Origin of the sequence: Streptomyces sp. NBC_00247 (assembly GCF_036188265.1) — a bacterium.
Lineage (GTDB): Bacteria > Actinomycetota > Actinomycetes > Streptomycetales > Streptomycetaceae > Streptomyces.
Genome location: NZ_CP108093.1, coordinates 6937525 through 6958145, shown reverse-complemented (window position 1 = coordinate 6958145; position 20621 = coordinate 6937525). Strand labels below are relative to the sequence as shown.

The 20621-nt window shown below is 72.2% G+C and carries 19 protein-coding genes; 9 read left to right on the top strand and 10 right to left on the bottom strand.

Annotated features, from left to right (window positions below):
• Positions 1-30: 30 nt before the first annotated feature.
• Together OHT52_RS29675 and OHT52_RS29670 are read left to right on the top strand one after the other, a co-directional pair.
• Positions 31-348: a hypothetical protein gene (locus tag OHT52_RS29675; RefSeq protein ID WP_328723256.1), complete on the top strand. Its 318-nt coding sequence runs from the start codon at positions 31-33 to the stop codon at positions 346-348.
• Positions 349-778: 430 nt separating this feature from the next.
• Positions 779-1303, top strand: coding sequence for an ATP-binding protein (locus OHT52_RS29670; RefSeq protein ID WP_328723255.1), 525 nt, complete (start codon positions 779-781; stop codon positions 1301-1303).
• 187 nt (positions 1304-1490) lie between these two features.
• Here the strand turns inward: OHT52_RS29670 and OHT52_RS29665 are convergent, their stop codons facing one another.
• On the bottom strand, positions 1491-2705 hold the full coding sequence (locus OHT52_RS29665; protein ID WP_328723254.1) for an ROK family protein: 1215 nt from the start codon (positions 2703-2705) through the stop codon (positions 1491-1493).
• 121 nt (positions 2706-2826) lie between these two features.
• Here OHT52_RS29665 and OHT52_RS29660 point away from each other — a divergent pair, with 121 nt between their 5' ends.
• Both OHT52_RS29660 and OHT52_RS29655 read left to right on the top strand, forming a co-directional pair.
• Positions 2827-4101 (top strand): MFS transporter, encoded by a 1275-nt coding sequence (locus tag OHT52_RS29660; RefSeq protein WP_328723253.1) that lies wholly within the window; start codon positions 2827-2829, stop codon positions 4099-4101.
• A gap of 351 nt (positions 4102-4452) precedes the next feature.
• Positions 4453-5196 (top strand): maleylpyruvate isomerase family mycothiol-dependent enzyme, encoded by a 744-nt coding sequence (locus OHT52_RS29655; RefSeq protein WP_328723252.1) that lies wholly within the window; start codon positions 4453-4455, stop codon positions 5194-5196.
• A gap of 461 nt (positions 5197-5657) precedes the next feature.
• Here OHT52_RS29655 and OHT52_RS29650 read toward each other — a convergent pair whose 3' ends face one another.
• On the bottom strand, positions 5658-6377 hold the full coding sequence (locus OHT52_RS29650; protein ID WP_328723251.1) for a TetR/AcrR family transcriptional regulator: 720 nt from the start codon (positions 6375-6377) through the stop codon (positions 5658-5660).
• Between the two features lie 159 nt (positions 6378-6536).
• On the opposite strand from OHT52_RS29650, the gene OHT52_RS29645 reads away from it, so the two are divergent.
• Both OHT52_RS29645 and OHT52_RS29640 read left to right on the top strand, forming a co-directional pair.
• A complete protein-coding gene (locus OHT52_RS29645; protein WP_328723250.1) occupies positions 6537-7004 on the top strand; it encodes a nitroreductase family deazaflavin-dependent oxidoreductase in 468 nt (155 codons plus the stop codon).
• Between the two features lie 107 nt (positions 7005-7111).
• Positions 7112-8722 carry a hypothetical protein gene (locus OHT52_RS29640; protein ID WP_328723249.1) on the top strand — a complete coding sequence of 537 codons (1611 nt, stop codon included), beginning with the start codon at positions 7112-7114 and terminating at the stop codon, positions 8720-8722.
• 162 nt (positions 8723-8884) lie between these two features.
• Here the strand turns inward: OHT52_RS29640 and OHT52_RS29635 are convergent, their stop codons facing one another.
• Positions 8885-10117: a geranylgeranyl reductase family protein gene (locus OHT52_RS29635; RefSeq protein ID WP_328723248.1), complete on the bottom strand. Its 1233-nt coding sequence runs from the start codon at positions 10115-10117 to the stop codon at positions 8885-8887.
• 195 nt (positions 10118-10312) lie between these two features.
• On the opposite strand from OHT52_RS29635, the gene OHT52_RS29630 reads away from it, so the two are divergent.
• Positions 10313-11677, top strand: coding sequence for a dipeptidase (locus OHT52_RS29630; protein WP_328723247.1), 1365 nt, complete (start codon positions 10313-10315; stop codon positions 11675-11677).
• Between the two features lie 228 nt (positions 11678-11905).
• Here OHT52_RS29630 and OHT52_RS29625 read toward each other — a convergent pair whose 3' ends face one another.
• Positions 11906-12961 (bottom strand): NUDIX hydrolase, encoded by a 1056-nt coding sequence (locus OHT52_RS29625; protein WP_328723246.1) that lies wholly within the window; start codon positions 12959-12961, stop codon positions 11906-11908.
• Positions 12962-13306: 345 nt separating this feature from the next.
• Here OHT52_RS29625 and OHT52_RS29620 point away from each other — a divergent pair, with 345 nt between their 5' ends.
• Positions 13307-13483 (top strand): hypothetical protein, encoded by a 177-nt coding sequence (locus OHT52_RS29620; protein ID WP_328723245.1) that lies wholly within the window; start codon positions 13307-13309, stop codon positions 13481-13483.
• Between the two features lie 108 nt (positions 13484-13591).
• Here the strand turns inward: OHT52_RS29620 and OHT52_RS29615 are convergent, their stop codons facing one another.
• Positions 13592-14518, bottom strand: a complete 927-nt coding sequence (locus OHT52_RS29615; protein WP_328723244.1) for an ROK family protein — start codon at positions 14516-14518, stop codon at positions 13592-13594.
• A 174-nt stretch (positions 14519-14692) separates the two neighbouring features.
• On the opposite strand from OHT52_RS29615, the gene OHT52_RS29610 reads away from it, so the two are divergent.
• Positions 14693-15721 (top strand): LacI family DNA-binding transcriptional regulator, encoded by a 1029-nt coding sequence (locus OHT52_RS29610; RefSeq protein ID WP_328723243.1) that lies wholly within the window; start codon positions 14693-14695, stop codon positions 15719-15721.
• Positions 15722-15779: 58 nt separating this feature from the next.
• Here OHT52_RS29610 and OHT52_RS29605 read toward each other — a convergent pair whose 3' ends face one another.
• From OHT52_RS29605 to OHT52_RS29585, 5 genes are all read right to left on the bottom strand, one after another.
• Entirely contained in the window at positions 15780-17069 is a 1290-nt protein-coding gene (locus OHT52_RS29605) for a DUF6986 family protein (protein ID WP_328723242.1), read from the bottom strand.
• 195 nt (positions 17070-17264) lie between these two features.
• On the bottom strand, positions 17265-18227 hold the full coding sequence (locus OHT52_RS29600; protein ID WP_328718410.1) for an electron transfer flavoprotein subunit alpha/FixB family protein: 963 nt from the start codon (positions 18225-18227) through the stop codon (positions 17265-17267).
• A 92-nt stretch (positions 18228-18319) separates the two neighbouring features.
• Positions 18320-19105, bottom strand: a complete 786-nt coding sequence (locus OHT52_RS29595) for an electron transfer flavoprotein subunit beta/FixA family protein (protein ID WP_328718409.1) — start codon at positions 19103-19105, stop codon at positions 18320-18322.
• Between the two features lie 269 nt (positions 19106-19374).
• On the bottom strand, positions 19375-19881 hold the full coding sequence (locus OHT52_RS29590) for a flavin reductase family protein (RefSeq protein WP_328723241.1): 507 nt from the start codon (positions 19879-19881) through the stop codon (positions 19375-19377).
• A gap of 196 nt (positions 19882-20077) precedes the next feature.
• Positions 20078-20404 carry a TlpA family protein disulfide reductase gene (locus tag OHT52_RS29585; protein WP_328723240.1) on the bottom strand — a complete coding sequence of 109 codons (327 nt, stop codon included), beginning with the start codon at positions 20402-20404 and terminating at the stop codon, positions 20078-20080.
• Between the last annotated feature and the right edge of the window lie 217 nt (positions 20405-20621).

Below are 20621 nucleotides of genomic sequence, written 5' to 3'. Positions count from 1 at the left end.
AGCCAATGTGCGAAGGGGGGCGACCGAGCGGTGGACGACGTCGAGTTCAGCGCACGGGGGGTGCGGATCGAGCGATGGGCCCGTTCGCTCACACGGGCCGGGCAGGTCATCGTCAAGGACGGCCGAGTGGCTCTCCTGACGAGCAACGGCCGGGAGATCGACAGCGCCCCGGTGGGGGCGGTCAGTGCGTGGAAGCGGTGGTTCTCCCAGGCCGATTCGGCCGTCGCGCGGGTCAACGGCGTGCGCTACCGCCTCACGATGGGACAGCGGGGCCGGCTGCCGGACGGGGCGGCACCGATACATCACTTCCTCGAGGTCCTGCGCAGCGCGGGCTGCCGGCACCGCTGACCCGACGAGCGCGCCGCACGGCCCCACCCCCGCTGCACCCCACTACACCCGCCCACGGCCCGGACTCCGGCGGTCCGGCCCCGTCCCCCGTGCGGTACCAGCCCTCGCGCGGTCCCGGCCAGGCGATACCAGCCCCCACGCGGTACCAGCCCCTCACGGAGCCCCCTGCGCAGCCCCGGGCCAGCCCCCTCTCATCACCCCCGGACCGGCCCCGGATCGTCCCCCGAGCGGGTTCCACGGCCGCGAGTTGCGGCGCGGGGCGCCCTGAGCGACGCTGAAGTCACGTCACGGACGGTTCAACGACGGTCACCCTCGCGACGGAGGGGCCGGCAGCCGCGACGGACCACAGAGCAGACCAGAAACACCAGCCAGCCAGATGCTGGATCCGTTCCTCCGTCTTCTTCCGGACCTCTTTCGGGGAGTCGCAGCCGTGATCAGCGAGCCAAGCAGGCACTGCACGGTGGAGCTCCAGGCACTGCCGTCGCGGATCGGTCAGGTCCGCAGAATCATCTCGGCACAATTGCGTTACTGGCATCTCGATCCTCTGATCGACCATGCAGCCCTGGGCGTCACCGAGCTTCTCACCAACGTCCACCGCCATGCGGAGCCGGACAAGTCGTGCACCGTCGACATCGAGCTGCTGCTCGATCGTCTGACGGTCTCCGTACACGACCACGACCCACGATTGCCCACTGTGAACGTGGCGGAGACCTTCGCCACCTCGGGGCGCGGGCTGGCCCTCATCGCCGCCGTCAGTGAGAGCTGGGGTGTCCGCCCGGGCGAGAACGCGGGCAAGATCGTCTGGTTCACCCTGCCGACCCCGTCCACCACGGCGACGGTGCTGCCACCGCTCGCGGTGTACGGATCGATGACCGACGGCCCCTTCGCGGGGCGTTACGCGGGGGCGGTGGAAGCCTCCGCGCAGTTCCCCAGCCGCTCCGCGGTTCTCGGCTGACGCGGAGACAACACCGTTTGCCCGGTGCGGGTTTCGCCCTGCGGCCGGTGTCCGGGCAACCGTAACGTCGCCCGGACACCGGCCGCGGGGGTGATGCGGGGCCGCCTTCGGAACCGGCAAGGAAGGACGGCCGGACCAGGACGTTCCACGCGTCGGACGAGCACGCCCCGGCGGGTCGTGCCGCGCGTCAGACGAGGACGGTCAGCGGGTCGTCGAGCACTGGCTGCCAGGCCAGTTCGGCCGCGCCCACCAGGCTGTCGTGCGCGAGCGTGCACGGCAGGATCGGCACACTGCCGCTGCGCCCCCACAGGCTGCGGTCGGCGACGACGGCCCTCAGCCGCTCGGGGTCGGCTTCGAGCAGATCCCGATGGAGTCCCCCGAGGATGACCCGATCGGGGTTGAGGATGTTGACGAGCCCCGCGAGCCCCAGCCCCAGACGGTCGATGAGCGCCTCGGAGGCGCGGCGCACCTCCCCGTCCTCGTACTCCGTACGCAACAGGTCGCCCGCCTGCTTGAGCAGCGACTCCTCCGGGCCGGGGGGCCGGCCCGCCGCGAGAAGAAAGGCCAGCGGGTCCGCCTCGACGTCGAGGCAACCCCGGCCACCGCAGTGGCACGCACGGCCCTCCGGGTTCACCGTGAGGTGTCCGACTTCGAGGGCGAGCCCCGAACTCCCGCTGTGCAGACGGCCGTCGAGCACCAGAGCGCCACCGACCCCCCGATGGCCGGTGGCCACGCAGAGCAGGTGCTGAGCGCCGCGCCCGGAGCCGTGCCGGTGTTCGGCGAGCGCCGCGAGGTTGACGTCGTTCCCCGTGAACACCGGCCCCTCGATCCCCGCCTCACGCACACAGGCGCGGAAGATCTCGCGCACCGGGGCACCGGCGGGCCATGCGATGTGGATCGGGTTCAGGGCCGTTCCCTCCGGTTCGGCCACCGCCGAGGGGACGGCGAGTCCGGCACCCACGCAGCGCAGCCCACTGCCGCGCAGCAGTTGCGCGCCGGCCTCGACCACCTCGCCGAGCACCTGCGCGGGGTCGGCCATGACGGTGCCGCAGCCCGGTGCGGTGGCGACGATCCTGCCACCGAGGCCGACCAGCGCCGCACGGAAGCCGTCGGAGTGCACCTGTGCGGCGAGTACGACGGGCCCGGCCTCGTACACCGACAGCCGGTGCGAGGGGCGACCCTGCGAGCCGGCGGCCGAACCGGGGCTGGAGTCGACCCTGATGAGCCCCAGCGCCTCCAGTTCGGCCGCGACCGCGCCGGCGGTGGCGCGGGTGACGCCCAGTTCGGAGGTCAGCACGGCACGCGTGGGCGCACGCCCCGTGTGCACCAGTTCCAGGGCCGGCCCGAGCGCGCTGCGGCCCCTCTCCAGCTTCGTCCGCGTGGTGGACACCTTGCCGTTCATGGGGGCGAGTCTCCCACGATCCCGAGGCGTCCCTGACGCTTCGGCACCAGCTCACGACGTGCTCCGGGTCACGTCCGCATCCGTCTTGTGCCCTTGCCGGGCCCACCCCTATGCTGACTTTGTGCCGCACCTAAACAAACTGCGGACGGTCCGAACGGGGGGACATGGCGGAGACACCGCCCCACCCTCCGCGGCCCGGCTCCGCACCGCGCTGACCGCGTTCTTCGCTCTCGACGGTTTCCTCTTCGCAGGCTGGGTCGTACGCATCCCGGCCATCAAGCACCACATCGGCGCCTCCGCCTCCTCGCTCGGGCTCGCCCTGCTGGGCGTCTCGGCGGGCGCGGTGATCACGATGGTCCTCACCGGCCGGCTCTGCCACCGCTTCGGCAGCCACCGGGTCGGCGTCTGGTGCGGCATCCTGCTCTCCCTGAGCATCGCCCTGCCCGCGCACGCCGGTTCGGCGCTCACGCTCGGACTGCTGCTGCTGGTCTTCGGTGCCGCCTACGGCGGGATGAACGTCGCCATGAACAGTGCGGCGGTGGACCTCGTCGCCGCCATCCGCCGGCCCGTACTGCCCAGCTTCCACGCCGCGTTCAGCTTCGGCGGCATGGCCGGCGCGGGCATCGGCGGCATCGCCGCGAGCCACCTCTCCCCCGTCGCCCACCTGACCCTGCTCGCCGCGACCGGCCTGCTGGTCACCGCGGTCATGGGGCCGGTCATGCTCCGCAACACCCCGGACGACGCGGCCACCGCGCCGGGCGCGCCTTCCGCGCCCTCCGCGCCCTCCGCGCCCTCCGCGCCCTCCGCGCCGGACAACCGCGATCCGTCTTCTCCCCGCATGAGCCCGGCCGTCCGCCGGGTGGTCTTCCTCTTCGGCGTGATCGCGCTCTGCACCGCCTACGGCGAGGGGGCACTCGCGGAGTGGAGCGCACTGCACCTCTCTCAGGACCTGCACGCCGCACCGGGCACCGCCGCTGCCGGCTATTCACTGTTCGCCCTGGCCATGGGAGTTGGCCGACTCACCGGCACGATCTTGCTGGAACGTTTCGGCCAGACGCGGACGCTGGTCCTGGGCGGTGCGGCGGCAGCGGCCGGGATGCTGCTGGGCTCACTCGCCCCCACGGTTCCGCTCGCGCTCGCCGGCTTCGCCGTGACAGGGCTCGGACTGGCCAACATCTTCCCGGTCGCGGTCGGCAGGGCGGGCGCGTTGGCGGGTCCCGGCGGTGTCGCCGCGGCGTCCACCCTCGGCTACGGCGGCATGCTGGTCGGGCCGCCCGTCATCGGTTTCCTCGCGGACTGGCTCTCGCTGCCGATGGCCCTGACGACGGTGGCCCTGCTCGCCGCGGCGGCCGGCGTGCTCGGGTACGTCTCCCGCGCCGCTTCGCCGCACGTCTGAGAGCCTTTCGGCCGCCCTTCGGCGGAGCGGAACGGTCTTCCCGCACCGGGCGCCGTCCGGCGGCGGAGTGGCCCCGCCCGTCATCGCGCGCGGCGTCGTCGGCCGTCGCTCCAGGCATGGCCGGGCTCCTGTTTTGCGGACCGGGCCCGGAACGGCCCGCGGGCGAAATGCCGGGCCGTAGCGGGGGCGCTCGACTCGGCGGCGAACGTAGTGCGGGACCTGTCGGCTCCGCAGGGCGGACGGAGCGCCATGCACCGCCTCGGGGCCTGCGAGGAGCAACTCCTGTTCAGCGTCCGAGACTTCCCCGGACAACGTGGGCGGCCGCACCCGGCGCCTGCCACAATCCGCAGCATGGACATGCCCGAACAGATCACGCAGCTCGACGAGGAAGGCCGACTGCTCACGGCGGCGGCCTCGAAGACGGGGACGAGCGCTCCGGTGCCGACCTGCCCGGGCTGGCGCGTGCGCGACCTGCTGCGCCACACCGGCACGGTGCACCGCTGGGCGACGGCCTTCGTCGTCGAGGGGCACACCCATTACGTTGCCGAGCAGGACGAACCGGACCTGGACGGGGAGGAGTTGCTCGGCTGGTTCGGCGAGGGACACCGGACGCTGGTCGCCGCGCTCGAAGCCGCTCCGCGCGACCTCGCCTGCTGGACGTTCATGCCGGCGGCCTCCGGATCGGCGTTCTGGGCGCGCCGCCAGCTGCACGAGACGACGGTGCACCGGCTGGACGCCGAGTCGGCGCTCGGGACGCCGTACTCCCCGGTGGACACGGTCCGCGCGCTCGACGGCATCGACGAGTTGCTGGTCGGCTTCCACGCCCGCGCCAAGAGCCGGGTACGCACCGAAGCCCCTCGCACCCTGCGGGTGCACGCGGTCGACGCGGACGCCGCCTGGACGGTACGGCTCTCGGCCGGACCGCCGCAGGCCGTGCGCGACGACGGCCGCGGGGCCGCGGCCGACTGCGTGCTGAGCGGCAGCGCGGAGGCTCTCTACGCGGCACTGTGGAACCGTCTGCCGCTCTCCTCCGTCACCGTCGACGGCGACGAGTCCGTGGCGCGGCTCTGGACGGAGAACTCCGCCGTCGTCTGACGAACCGGGAGCGGCGCCGGGGAGGCCGCCCGTCTCGCCGGTGACGTCCCGCACCCTGCGGGCGGGGCCTCCCGGTGACCGGTGCGGACGCGGTACGGGGAGGCCCCCTACCGACCGACGGTCGGATTCTGCGCGACGTTCCCGAGCCCGAGCCGGATACGTGAACCGTCCGCGCACACCAGGAGGTGCTGGGCCCCCGGCGGTGACCGGTGCCCGGTGGACGGCGACGCCCCTGTCCCGGACGCCGGAGCTTGAGGCCTTCGACGACGTCCCCGAGGTCCGGCGACTTCGGTTCCCGGCTCGCCGTGGTCGCCCAGCGCCCCATGGCCATGGGCGCATCGGCGGGCGCCATCGCGGTGGGACGTCTCGGCGGGGACCGCTGGGGGCGCACCGTCATGGTGGAGACCCGCCTGGTGACCCGCGGTTCCGGCGAACTCCCCGCGGCTCGTCCGGCTGGGCGCTCACCCTCCGGCCGGCCCCCCGGGTGCCGTGAGGCCGACCGAGTGCGCGAGCCCGTCAGCCGCCTGACGGAACAGCGCCTCCCGGTCCTCCACCACCCCGTTGAACTGGCCGAAGACCTCGAAGGAGACGAGTCCGAAGAGCTGCGCCCAGGCGATGACGAGCGCCGCGGCGTTGGCCGGAGGCAGGTCCGGCGCGAGTTCCGCCGCCATGCGGACCGCCTCGGGGCGCAGCGCGGCGGAGAGCGGCGGGGTGGTGACGCCCCCGGCCCGGTGGGCCTCGCGGACCAGGCCGATGAGGACGAGTCCGACGCGGGAGGCCGGGGCGACGGTGTCCTGGGGTGCGACGTAACCGGGTACGGGCGAGCCGTGGATCAGAGCGTACTCGTGGGGGTGCGCGAGAGCCCACTCCCGTACGGCGCGGGCGGCGGCCGTCCAGGCGACGGCGGGGGAGCCGTCCGGGCGGGCGGTCGCGTCGCGGGCTGCCGTTTCGGCGGCTTCACCGACGGCGTCGTAGGCGTCGACGATCAGCGCCGTCAGCAGTTCGTCGCGGCTGGGGAAGTAGCGGTAGAGCGCGGAGGAGACCATGCCGAGCTCGCGGGCCACGGCGCGCAGCGAGAGCCTGGAAGCGCCCTCCGCCGCGAGCTGCGCCCTCGCCTCGTCCTTGATGGCGGCCGTGATCTCGGTACGGGCGCGTTCCCTGGCTCCCTTGATGGCACTCATGACGCCCATTCTGCCATGCGGGCGGAACGCCGAACAGAAACGAGAGCACCGCTCTTGCGGTCCCATTCCCGAAGAGGCACACTGATCTCGACAGAGAGCACCGCTCTCGAAAAGGCTCGGCGAAGCCGGACCACTTCGCGTTCAGGGACTGGGGACACCATGTCGCAGGCACAGCCGTACTACTTCAGAGCCGGTGCGATCGGCACCCGTTTCAACAGCGTGGTCGGGTGGCTCGCCCGCCACGGCCTCAGCCTCCTCGGCACGGCGGAGATGTCCGTCCGGGGGCGCAAGAGCGGCAAGATGCAGCGGGTCCCGGTGAATCCGCACGTCCACGACGGCGAGCAGTACCTGGTCTCCGCCCGTGGCCACTCCCAGTGGGTGCGCAACATGCGGGCGGCCGGCGGCGGCGAGCTGCGGGTGGGACGCAGGACGCGCACCTTCACCGCGGTGGAGATCGCGGACGACGCGCAGAAGGCACGCATCGTCCGCGCCTACCTGAAGCGCTGGGGCTGGGAGGTGAACCAGTACTTCCAAGGCATCACCGCCACGTCGACGGACGCGGAACTCCTGGCGTCCTGCCCCGACCACCCGGTCTTCCGGATCACCGTCGAGGAGCGCGGAGCCTGACGGGTCGTCGCCACCGATCGGAGGATCAGCACAACCATCCGTGGCCCGGTGTTGTCACACCAGGCAGCCGGTGTGACAACACCGGCCCACGGAAAGGGAAACACCAGATGTCATCAGTACGACTGCGTGGCTGGCCCGCGGTACTCACCGCTGCGGCCGTCACGCTGCTCCCGGCCGTCGTGGCGGCGCCCACGGCCCACGCCGAGGACGCTCCCGCGCTGACGCTCGTGCCCAACCACAGCAAGGTGGGGCTGCCCCAGCCGGCGGTCCGGGGGGACTCGTCACAGATCGGCTGGGGCATGGCGGGCGAGGCAGGCGGGAGCACGGCCAAGGACGTGGTCGTCAAGGTCGACGTCTCCGGCATCTCCGGATTCGCCGACGTCACCGGCCTCTCCTGCGTGGACGACATCTGCTCCTGGCCCAGTCGGGACATCGCCCCCGGTGAGTCCACCGGCGGCATCGTGGACGTCAACGCCAAGCCGGGCGCCGCGCTCGGCACGAAGGGCACCGCACGACTGTTCGCCACTTCGTCCAACGCCACCGTCGCGGAGACGACCGTCGAACTCACCGTCGGTGCGGTGGACCTCGGCATCGCCAGGATCCCGGACACGAAGGACGCGGCCCCCGGCTCGACCCTCGCCGCCCCGATCACGGTGTCCAACTCCGGTTCGCTCACCGCCGACGCCGTGACCCTCTCGCTCGCCGCCACCCCCGGTCTCGGATTCGCCCAGAAGTTCTCCAACTGCACGTACGGGAAGTCCACCGACATCCCCTCGGCACACGGACACGCGCTGGACACCGCCGTGTGCCATCTCACCACCCCGGTCGAGCCGGGCAAGGCGTACCGGCTCTCCTCGGAGGTCGGCATCGAGGTCGATCCGACGGCGCTCTACGAGTTCGTCGACTACCAGGTCGAGGCCGTCTCCTCGTCCGTGCCCAAGGCGGCCGCCACCGACGGGCCGGTGCTCTCACTCGTGGAGAACGGCACGCCGCCGGTCGTGAGGACCGATCACGCCCAGTGGCGGATCGATGTCGACAACACCGCCGACATCGCCCTCACCGGCTCCACCGCTAACGCCGCCCCGGGTGACGAGACCGTGCTGACCGCGAAGGTCCGCAACAACGGTCCCGCGACCTTCAACCTGCTGAATTCCGACGCCCAGGTCGGGGTGCTGGTCGAGATACCCAAGGGCACCACCGCCGTGAAGATCCCGTCGGAGTGCGACGTGTGGACGGGTGGCGGAATGGACGAACACACGCCGGGAGCCCCCGAGTACATGTGTGAGGTCGAATCGCCGTTCACCGTCGGCGAGACCGTGGAGCTGCCGTTCACCGTCAAGGTCGAGCAGGGCGCCCCCGCCACCGCTTCGGGCGACATCGCCGTCACCACCGTATGGGGAACCAAGCTGAGCGCCGACACCGACAAGGCCAACGACACCGCGAAGTTCACGGTGAAGACCACGACCTCCACCGCGACCCCGGGGTCCGCCGATCCGTCGTCGGACGTGGATGCCGACGGGACCGGGGCCCCCGCGTCGGACGGGCCCGCGGCGGCCGCCACGGGCACCCCGAACGCCTCGGGGACCATGGCATCGACGGGCAGCGGTTCCACCCCGGCCATCGCGGCGGCCGCCGCCCTGGCACTGGTCGCGGGTGGCGCGATCACGCTCGTGGTCCGCAGGCGCAGGAGCCGTACCGGCGGAGGAGCCGCGGCCTGACCCTGCCCGCCCGCGTGTGCCGCGCCCGCCTCGCCGTCCGGTTCCTGACGGCGGGGCGGGCGCGGTGCTGCCACCCGGCGGGGCAGGGAGTGACCGCAGTCCCGTCCCAGCGTGCCGCGATGCCTGACAGCGGCGTTCGGTCACCCCTGGTGCGGGAGCCGGTCAGCCGTTGTCGGCCGCCCGGCGGTCCATCACGGAGAGCGCGCGGTGTGCCAGGGGGTGCGTACGGACCAGATCGGCCAGCGACGTCGTCCCCCGGGTGATCCCTGCGAACGCCTTCCAGGCGGGCCTGAAGGTCGTGAGCACCGCGTGCAGGACTCCGGGGCGGCGCTCGAAAAGCTTGAGCATCCGGCGTCCGACGTTCATCTCGACGCCGAGTCCGGCCTTGATGGCGAAGGCGTAGTTGAGCGCCTGGCGCCGGGCGTCCACCGCGTCGCGGGCCTCTGCGATGCGTACCGCCCACTCCCCCGCCAGCCGCCCAGAGCGGAGCGCGAAGGAGATGCCCTCGCGCGTCCAGGGCTCCAGGAGGCCAGCGGCGTCTCCGCAGACCACGACCCGGCCCCGGGAGAGCGGCGAGTCCTCGCTGCGGCAGCGGGTGAGGTGGCCGGAGGAGATCTTCGGCTCGAAGCCGGCCAGCCCGAGGCGGGCGACGAAGTCCTCCAGGTACCGCTTCGTCCCGGCGCCGTCGCCCCGGGCGGAGATCACCCCGACGGTCAGCGTGTCGCCCTTGGGGAAGACCCACCCGTAACTGCCGGGCATCGGGCCCCAGTCGATGAGTACGCGCCCCGCCCAGTCCTCGGCGACCGTCTCGGGGACGGGGATCTCCGCCTCCAGGCCGAGGTCCACCTGGTCGAGCTTCACCCCTACGTGAGCGCCTATGCGTCCGGCACTGCCGTCGGCGCCGACGACGGCCCGCGCGAGCACCGTCTCTCCGCCGGCCAGCACCACCGCGACGGTGCGCCGGTCCGGTACGGACGAACCGTGCTGCTCGACCCGCGCGACGGATGCGCCCGTACGCAGTTCGGCGCCGGCCTTCTGCGCCTCCTCGACCAGCTGGGCGTCGAATTCGGGCCGGTTGATGAGGCCGAAGAGCATGCGCTTCGACTTGCGGGTGCGCACCAGCTTCCCGTTGAGGGAGAAGGTGACGGCGTGCACGCGGTCACGCAGGGGAAGTTCGAATCCCGGCGGGAGCGAATCGCGCGAATATCCGATGATCCCGCCGCCGCATGTCTTGTAGCGGGGCAGCTCCGCCTTCTCCAGCAGCAGGACCCGACGGCCCGCGACGGCCGCCGCGTATGCCGCCGAGGCACCGGCCGGCCCTGCACCGACTACCACGACGTCCCACACCGACGACTCTTCGTGCTCACGCCCGGCGTCTGCGTTCTCGCTGCTCACGATGTGCTTCTGCTCCCGATCCGACCAGTTGCCCCAGCTACTGACGGCATCCTACGGCGCGTTCCGGCCAAGGTCCGCTGTGGGAGGATCGGCAGTGATTTCGTCGTACGGACAACGCCGGACAAACGGCGTCGTCCACGGTCGCGCACGACCTGCGCGTCCGCACCCGGCACCGCGCTATGAAGGAGCCTTCCCATGACCGCCCGTCCGATCTCCGAAACCGTTGCCTCGCTGATGCCCCGTGCCAAGACGGAGCTGAGCGAGCTGGTGGCGTTCCAGTCGGTGGCGGATCCCGCGCAGTTCCCGAAGAGCGAGTGCGAGGCCGCGGCAGGCTGGGTCGCCGACGCGCTCACCGCGGAGGGCTTCCAGGACGTCGCCCTGCTGGACACGCCCGACGGGACCCGGTCCGTGTACGGATACCTCCCCGGCCCGGCCGGAGCTCCGACCGTACTCCTCTACGCCCACTACGACGTGCAGCCGCCGCTCGACGAGTCGGCCTGGCTCTCCCCGCCGTTCGAGCTGACCGAGCGGGACGGACGCTGGTTCGGCCGGGGCACGGCGGACTGCAAGGGCGGCCTGATCATGCATCTGCTCGCGCTCCGCGCGCTGAAGGCGAACGGCGGTGTGCCGGTCGGCGTGAAGGTGGTCGCAGAGGGTTCCGAGGAGCAGGGCACCGGCGGGCTGGAGCGGTACGCGGAGGAGCACCCGGAGCTGCTTGTCGCCGACGCGATCGTCATCGGCGACGCGGGCAACTTCCGGGTCGGCCTGCCGACCGTCACCGCGACCCTGCGCGGCATGACGATGCTGCGCGTGACGCTCGACACCCTTGAGGGGAACCTGCATTCCGGGCAGTTCGGCGGCGCTGCCCCGGACGCGCTCGCCGCGATGATCCAGCTGCTCGCCTCGCTGCGGGCCGAGGACGGCACGACGACGGTGGACGGACTCGCCGGGGGCGCCTCCTGGGACGGGCTGCAGTACCCGGAAGAGGACTTCCGCAAGGACGCGAAGGTGCTGGACGGGGTGGAGCTGATCGGCACGGGTACGGTCGCCGACCGCATCTGGGCGCGACCCGCGGTGACCGTGATCGGGATCGACTGCCCGCCGGTCGTCGGTGCCACCCCGTCCGTCCAGGCGAGCGCGCGGGCACAGATCAGCCTGCGGGTGCCGCCGGGGCACGACGCCGACGAGGCGACGAAGCTGCTGACCGCGCACCTGGAGTCGCGTGCCCCCTGGGGAGCGCGCGTCGCCGTCGAACAGGTGGGCCAGGGCCAGCCGTTCCGCGCGGACGTGACCAGCCCCGCGTACACCGCCATGGCCGCGGCCATGCGGATCGCGTTCCCCGGCGAGGAGATGCAGACGGCGGGCATGGGCGGGTCGATCCCGCTCTGCAACACGCTGGCCGAGCTCTACCCGGAGTCGGAGATCCTGCTCATCGGGCTGAGCGAGCCCGAGGCGCAGATCCACGCGGTGAACGAGAGCGTCTCGCCCGAGGAGCTGGAACGCCTCGCGGTCACCGAGGCCCTGTTCCTGCGGAACTACGCGGCGTCCCGCCAGGGCTGACGGGCACGCGGGGCGGGGGCCGCGCCCTGGAGCCGGGTCCCGCTCCCCCACCGGCCGGTACCGCCCATGGGCTGTCCCGCGATTCGTGGTGGATCAGTGCGCGGCATCGGATGCGGTGCATCGCAAGGTGATGGGCCGTTCGCGTACTGGGCGTGTGCGGACGTTCCGACAACACGTCGAGGTGCCGTAGCGGGCGTCGCGCACCCGCCGGGGATCGCGGGACAGCCCTCAGGTGTACTGCCCCGTGGAGCCGACCGGCACCCCTGCCTCCAGGTTGAGGACGCTGGAGCGCTCGCGGGCCCTGAGCGCCCAGCACAGCCGGGTGTAACGGGTCGGCGGGAGGAGCCCGGCGGCCTCCTCCTCGGTGACGAAGCGCCAGTCCCGCAGCTCGGAGTTCTGGAGCAGCAGCCCCTGCGCGTCCTCGTCCCGGAGCACCCCGCCGTCGAAGAGGAACCGCAGGCCGCCGTAGCCGGGCGGTCTCGGAGCCTCCCAGTCGACCACGAGCAGCCTGGGCTCGGTGGTCAGGACGAGGCCGATCTCCTCGGCCACCTCCCGGACTCCGGCCCTGGCCGGTGCCTCGCCCGCCTCGACTATCCCGCCGGGGAACTCCCAGCCCGCCTTGTAGGTGGGGTCGACGAGGAGGACCCGGCCGCGTTCGTCGAAGAGGAGCACTCCGGCGGCGACCGTCTCGGCGGTGGGGGAAGGGTTCTGGACGATCCCGCACTCCCCGGCGGCGCCGGTACGTACCGCCTCCTCGATCCGCAGCGCGGTCTCGCGCGGGGTGAGGGAGCCGTTGTCGATGACGTGGGCGTCGGCGGTGAGCCACGGGAGGGCCGCGCGGTAGGGCTCGATGTGTTCGAGGCACCAACGGCGGGTGCGCACGCTCCGTCCGGGGTCTCCGGAGAGCTCGTGCCGTTCCGAGATCCACTGGCGCAGGATCGTTTCCTCTGGGCGGAGCAGCACATGGTGCACGGGGATGCGACGCGCGGCGAGCCCACCGAACATCTCGTCCCGGTACTCCTGCCGCAGCAGCGTCATCGGCACCACGAGCGTGCCGGGCACCTCGGCGAGCAGGGCCGCCGCGGTGTCCACGACCAGGCGCCGCCAGATGGGCAGGTCCTGGAAGTCGGTCACCTCAGCCAGCCGCTTGCGGGGCAGCAGCCCGCGCAGCGCGGCGCCCGTCAGCCCGGGGTCGTACAGCGTGCTGTTCGGGATCAGGTCGAGCAGTTCGCAGGCCGCGCTGGTCTTGCCCGCACTGAACGCACCGTTGACCCAGACGATCACGGCTCCCCCTTCACCAGGCATCTCTTCCGGTCCGGGCCGCGCTCGCGCCCCGGCGCCGTCCGGGCCGCCCCGTCCGAGGCCCGCGACGCGGATCCCGTCCCCCGGCGCGGCCCGGCCGTCCGCAGACGCTCCGGCCCTCTGTGGCTTGCCCGGAACACCCTGGGGCGAAAACCCGGCGCGACGAACCTGTTGTACGGAGCCGTGGACGGGGTACCCGTCGGCAGACGTCCCGCCGGAAGGCCGGACGGTCACCGGAGACGGGACCGGTGGCCCGGGTCGACGGCGGCGGGCCGTCATCAGTCCTCGTGGCCGGGTGGGACCCGGACAGCGGCAGAGGGGTACACCATGCGTCAGAAGGTGCTCGGACAGTTTCCCGCAGGCGGGCCGCGTGGCAGTTGGCCGGCGGAGGAGTTCGCGGCCGCGCGCCGCGGCGAGGGGATCGCGGTGGAAGTCGTGATGGACCTGGACCGCGACGCCTTCCTCGTCGTGGTCGCCCCGGCCTCGGCCGACCGCGCCCGCTGAGCTTCCGGCCGCCCCGACGCCGGCCGTGACGTGCCGGCCGGTTTCCGGGGCCGCCGATCGTCCCCGACCCGGTGAAACCCGGTTCCGCGGCGGGACCGTGACGAGTCGTCAGCGCACGGTGGCCGCTGCGGCCGCTCCCACGAGCCCCGCGTCATTGCCCATCACCGCGGCCGTCACCGTGAGGTCGCGTACGAAGGAGAGCGTCGCGTAGTCGGCCAAGGCCCGCCTCAGCGGGGCGAAGAGCACATCTCCGGCGCCGGCCACTCCCCCGCCGATCACCGCGATGTCGATCTCGACCAGGGTCGCCGTGGCGGCGATACCGGCAGCCAGCGCTTGGGCCGCACGGTCGAAGGACGCCTGCGCCACGGGGTCTCCCGCCCGCGCGGCGGCGGCCACGGCGCGTGCCGTGACGTCCCCGTCCGCTCCGGGCAGCCATCCGTTGTCCAGGGCCCTGCGTGCGATGTTGGGGCCGCTGGCGATCCGCTCGACGCAGCCGCGCGCGCCGCAGGGGCAGGCGTCGCCGTCCAGGTCCACGCTGATGTGGCCGATGTGGCCCGAGTTGCCGGTGGGCCCGGCGTGGAGCCTGCCGCCGAGGACGAGTCCGCCGCCGACACCGGTCGACACGACCATGCAGAGCGCGTTGTCGTGCCCGCGGGCGGCTCCCTGCCAGTGCTCGGCCGCCGTCATCGCCACGCCGTCGCCGACGAGGGTCACCGGAAGTCCGCCGATCGTCTCGCCGACCCGGGCGACCAACGGGAAGTCGCGCCAGCCGGGAACGTTGACCGGGCTGACGGTGCCCGCCGAGGCGTCCACCGGACCGGCGCTGCCGATGCCCAGGGCGCAAGCACGCTCCCACAGCGGGGAGGCCATCAGCTCGGACAGGACACCGTCCACCGCCCCCATCACCGACTCGCCGGACTCCTTGGCCGGCGTCGGCCGCTGCGCCCTGACGAGCAGCGTGCCGTCGTCGCCCACCAGCGCGCCGGCGATCTTGGTGCCGCCGATATCGAGGGCGGCGACGAGGTCGGTATGCATGGGCCTGGGCTCTCCGGATGAGTAGAAGGGCGGACCTGCTGGTTCCGTCCCTGCGGTCTGCTTAGTCTGTATTGCCATGACAACGTTGTCCAGGGCCTATGCTCGACGCCACAGCCCCGAAACCCCGCGGCGTTGACACCGGTGTCGACGCACCCTACGACAGGACAGCGCACTGTGGCCGAGACCGCCCGTCATTCCGAGCCCCGCTACGGCAACCGGCCCACCATGAAAGACGTGGCCGCGCGGGCCGGAGTAGGGCTCAAGACGGTCTCGCGGGTGGTGAACGGCGAGGCCGGGGTCACGCCCGACACCGAACGCCGGGTGCAGGAGGCGATCGACGCCCTCGGATTCCGCCGCAACGACAGCGCCCGCGTTCTGCGTAAGGGCCGTACGGCATCCATCGGTCTGGTCCTGGAGGATCTGGCGGACCCGTTCTACGGTCCGCTGAGCCGCGCCGTGGAAGAGGTCGCCCGCTCCCACGGGGCACTGCTCATCAACGGCTCCAGTGCCGAGGACCCGGTACGTGAGCAGGAGCTGGTGCTCGCGCTGTGCGCGCGCCGGGTGGACGGACTGATCGTGATCCCGGCGGGCGACGACCACCGTTACCTGGAGCCGGAGATCAGAGCCGGTGTGGCCACCGTCTTCGTGGACCGGCCTGCCGGGCTGGTGGACGCCGACACGATCCTCTCCGACAGCTTCGGCGGCGCCCGGCAGGGCGTGGCCCACCTGGTCGCCCACGGCCACCGCAGGATCGGCTTCATCGGGGACCAGCCGCGCATCCACACGGCGACGGAGCGACTGCGCGGCTACCACGCGGCGATGGCGGACGCGGGCATCACCGTCGACGACCGGTGGGTCTCGCTCGGGACCACCGCCCCGGAGCGGGTGCACGCCGCCGCGGAGGAGATGCTGTCGGGGCCCGAGCCGGTGACCGCGATCTTCGCGGGCAACAACCGTGTGACCGTGACGGCGGTGCGGGTGCTCGCCGACCGCGAACGGCCGGTCGCGCTGGTCGGGTTCGACGACATCGAGCTGGGCGACCTGCTCGGTATCACGGTGATCGCGCAGGACGCGGCGGCCGTGGGGCGCACCGCGGCCGAGCACCTCTTCCGCCGCCTGGAGGGCGCGGGCCACGCCACGGCGCGGGTGGAGCTGCCGACGACCCTGGTGGCCCGCGGCTCCGGCGAACTGCCCCCGGCCTGAACCGGGGCGGCGCACGGCGCCGGGGCGAGCGCGCCGGGCCGACGCGCGCCGTCCCCGCTCAGCCGGCCGCCGCTCCGTGGCCGGTTCGGGCGTACGCGTCCAGTTCGTGGCGAGCGAGGCCGGTCAGCCGGGTGACTTCGGCGACGTCCAGCGCCCCGCAGTCGATCCCGCGCAGCAGGTGGCCGCTGAGCGCCTTGGCGGTGGCGGGCTCGTCCATGACGTCCCCGGCGGACTTGGCGACGTACCCGGCGAGGCGGGCCGCCGCCTGGTCCAGGCCCTCCCGGTAGAAGGCGTACACGGCCGCGTAGCGGGTCGGCAGATGCCCCGGGTGCATGTCCCACCCCTGGTAGTAGGCGCGGGCCAGGGCGCGGCGGGTGAGGCCGTAGTGGAGGCGCCACGCCCGGTGGACCCGGTCGGCCGGGCCGACCGGCAGCACGTTGGTGGAGCCGTCCGAGACCCGTACGCCGGTGCCCGCGGCGGCGACCTGCATGACCGCCTTGGCGTGGTCCGCGGCGGGATGGTCGCTCGCCTGGTGGGCGGGGCTGACGCCCACGCTCGCGCTGTAGTCGAAGGTGCCGTAGTGCAGTCCGGTGGCCCGGCCCCGCGCGGCGTCGACCATCCGCGCGACGGCCGCCGTCCCGTCCGCCGCGAGGATCGACTGACTGGTCTCGATCTGGATCTCGAAGCGCAGCCGCCCCTCGTCCAGCCCGTGCGTCCGCTCGAACGCGTCGAGCAGCCGGACGAAGGCGGTGACCTGTTGCGGATAGGTGACTTTCGGCAGGGTGAGTACCAGCCCGTCGGGCAGCCCGCCGGAGCGTACGAGCCCGGTGAGGAACACGTCGGTGGTGCGGATGGACCGGGCGCGTACGGACGCCTCCATGCACTTCGTCCGGATGCCCGTGTACGGGGACGCGGAGCCCTGCGCGTACGCCCGCTGGACCAGCAGCGCCGCGCGGGCGGCGTCCTGGTCCTCCTCGGCGTCGGGGCGCCTGCCGTAGCCGTCCTCGAAGTCCACCCGCAGGTCCTCCACGGGCTCGCGCTCCAGTTTGGCGCGTACGCGGTCGTGGACGGGTACGGCGAGCTCCTCGGGCAGGCCGAGCACGGCGGCGAAGGACTCCGCGTCCGGGGCGTGTTCGTCGAGCGCGGCCAGGGCCCGGTCGCCCCAGGAGCGTACGGTCGTGGCGTCGAAGGCGTCGGCCGGTACGTACACCGTGTGCACGGGCTGGCGGGTGCCGGGGTCGCCCGGATAACGGCGTGCGAGTTCCGCGTCCACCGCGGCGAGGGACGCGCCGATCTCCTCGCCCACCGCGTCGTCGAGGCTCGTCACCGCTTCAACCCGTCGGCCCATGACCGCACCCCCACGCTCTCGACACTTCCGCTCACCGGAATCGATGATCCGCATGGCGAAGCTATAAGGCGGTCGCAGGTGCGTCAACGGTGAACGGCCGTGGGCCGGGTCCTCGCGGGGGCTGGGTAGCCGTCCGCGTGGTCCCGGCCCACGGCCGTCCGCCCGTCCGCGAACCCGTCGCGGGCGGAGGGGTGTTCAGCCCTTACGGGCGTTGATCTCCTCGGTGAGCTGGGGCACCACGTCGAAGAGGTCACCCACGACGCCGTAGTCCACGAGCTCGAAGATCGGGGCCTCGGCGTCCTTGTTCACCGCGACGATCGTCTTCGAGGTCTGCATACCGGCCCGGTGCTGGATCGCACCCGAGATACCCGAGGCGACGTACAGCTGCGGGGACACCGACTTGCCCGTCTGGCCGACCTGGTTGGTGTGCGGGTACCAGCCCGCGTCCACCGCCGCCCGCGACGCACCGACCGCCGCGCCCAGCGAGTCAGCGAGCGCCTCGATCACCGCGAAGTTCTCCGCACCGTTGACACCCCGCCCGCCCGACACCACGATCGCGGCCTCCGTCAGCTCCGGACGCCCCGTCGACGCACGCGGCGTCCGCGACAGCACCTTCGTCCCCGACGCACCCGCCGAGAACTCCACCGCCAGCTCCTCCACCACACCCGCGCCGGCGACCGGCTCCACCGGCGCCGAGTTCGGCTTCACCGTGATCACCGGCACACCACGCGAGACCCGCGACTTCACCGAGAACGACGCCGCGAACGCCGACTGCGTCGCCACCGGACCCGACTCACCCGCCTCCAGATCCACCGCGTCCGTGATGATCCCCGAACCGATCCGCACCGCCAGACGCGCCGCGACCTCCTTGCCCTCCGCCGACGACGGCACCAACACCGCCACCGGCGACACCGCAGCGACCGCCGCCTGCAACGCGTCGACCTTCGGCACCACCAGATACTCCGCGAACTCCGACGCCTGCGACGTCAGCACCCGCACCGCACCGTGCTCACCCAGCACACCCGCCGTGTCCGCCGCACCCGCACCCAACGCCACCGCCACCGGCTCACCCAGACGCCGCGCCAACGTCAGCAGCTCCAGCGTGGGCTTGCGCACCGCACCGTCCACGTGATCGACAAAAACCAGAACCTCAGCCATGGAACATCCACTTCCTGCGAAATCAGAAACGAGAAGAGAGAGGGAGACCGGCGACCGGACAACACCGCCCGAACGCCTTGAGCGCGGCAGAGTCAGATGAACTTCTGGCCCACGAGGAACTCGGCGAGCTTCTTCCCGCCCTCACCCTCGTCCTTCACGATCGTGCCCGCCGTACGCGCCGGACGCTCCACCACCGCGTCCACGACCGTCCACGCACCCGCCAGACCGACCTCGTCCGCCCCGATCCCCAGATCGTCCAGATCCAGGCCCTCGACCGGCTTCTTCTTCGCCGCCATGATCCCCTTGAACGACGGGTAACGCGCCTCGCCCGACTGGTCCGTCACCGACACCACCGCCGGCAACGACGCCTCCAGCTCCTCCGACGCCGTGTCACCGTCCCGACGCCCGGTCACCGTGCCACCCGACACCGAAACCTCCGACAGCAACGTCACCTGCGGCACACCCAGACGCTCCGCCAGCACCGCCGGCAGCACACCCATCGTCCCGTCCGTCGACGCCATCCCGCAGACCACCAGGTCGTAACCCGTCTTCTCGATCGCCTTCGCCAGCACCAACGACGTACCCATCACGTCACTGCCGTGCAGAGAATCGTCCTCGACGTGCACCGCCTTGTCCGCACCCATCGACAACGCCTTGCGCAACGCGTCCTTCGCGTCCTCCGGACCCACCGTCACCACGGTGACCTCCGCGTCGTCCGCCGCGTCCGCGATCTGCAACGCCTGCTCGACCGCGTACTCGTCCAGCTCCGACAACAGACCGTCCACATCCTCACGGTCCACCGTCAGATCATCGGCGAACCCCCGGTCACCGGTCGCGTCGGGCACGTACTTCACACAGACAACGATCCTCAAGCTCACGCCGGCTCTCCTACTGCATCGTGGATTCTGGGCTGCCTCGGTTGCTCGCAGCATAGGCGCCCCGGGAGGCGGTTTCCCGGTCAGGGCGACCGGCACACCGAGCGAAATATTACTCGCCAGTAGACCCCTCACCTGCCCAGTGAGCAAGCGCTTGGAACTGTGATGTGACCAACGCGACGGCCCGGAGAACGGGCCCCCGCGGACGAGGCCGCTCCCGATGCCGGATCAAAGGACACGGCATCGGGAGCGGCCCCTCGGCAGCTTCCTGGTCAGTCCCGCAGGGAGGTGAAGCGGCCCTCGTGGTAGACGAGCGGACGGCCGCCGCCCTCGGGGTCGCCGACCTCGACCTGTGCGATGACGATGCAGTGGTCGCCCGCGGGAACCCGGGCCACCACCCGGCAGACCAGCCAGGCCAGCACCCCGTCGAGCACCGGCACACCCTCGGGGCCGTGGCGCCAGTCGGTGCCCGGGCCGAAACGGTCGGCCCCGGAGCGGGCGAAGGTGGCGGCCAGTTCGGCCTGGTCCTCGGCGAGTATGTGCACGCCTATGTGCGCGGCCTCGGCGACCACCGGCCAGCTGGAGGACGAGGTGGCCACGCCGAAGGAGATCAGCGGAGGCTCGGCCGCGACGGAGTTGAGCGAGGTGGCGGTGAATCCGACGGGCTGCCCACCCGTCGCGGTGATCACCGCGACCCCCGCGGCGTGCTGCCGGAAGACCGAGCGGAGCAACTGGGGAGAGGCGGGAACGGCGGTGCGGAGCTCGGGCGAAGCCGTCATGGAATTGTCCTTCTGCGAGTCGGGCATACGGGTCCGTAGGTGCTCAGGCACCCGGACAGCGCGCGCTCGCGTTGCGTGCCAGGTCGACGTGGACCCGGCCGTAGAGAAGGATTTCCGGTGGCATAACGTCAGACTGACGATGCTCGCCCGTCACCGTCAAGTGCGTATCGCCATGTGGGAGAAGTGTCACGGCCCGTCATATCGCCCGGCCGAGGGCGGCCACGACGTCGACCGTGCGTGGCTGCCCCGTCGCACGGCGGACGACCGTGCCCCGGGCGTCGAGGACGAGGACGGTGGGGGTGGCGCGGATGTCGAGTGTGCGGACGAGAGCGAGACGGGCCTCGGCGTCGATCTCGACGTGGGCGACCCCCTCGACCATGCCCGCGACCTCGGCGAGCGTGCGGCGCGTGGCGCGGCAGGGCTGGCAGAACGCGGTGGAGAACTGCACCAGCGTCGCCCGTGTGCCGAGTTCCGCGCCGAGTTGGGAGGCGTCCAGCCTCTGCGCATCCGTCGTCCTGTCCACCGTCGTCCTTCCGTCGGAGTTCCCCGCAGGACGTCAGCACCGGGGGACGGCGGCGCATTCCCGGCAGGGGCACGTGATGAGAATCTCGCCGCCCGGGTCCATCGGGACTGGCCACCGCGTCGCACATGGGGCACCATCGCCACAATGCCGAAAACCTACGGCCGCGTAACTTCCGCCGGGAGAACCCTCCCCAGGCGCAGAAGAAGGAGTCTTCTCC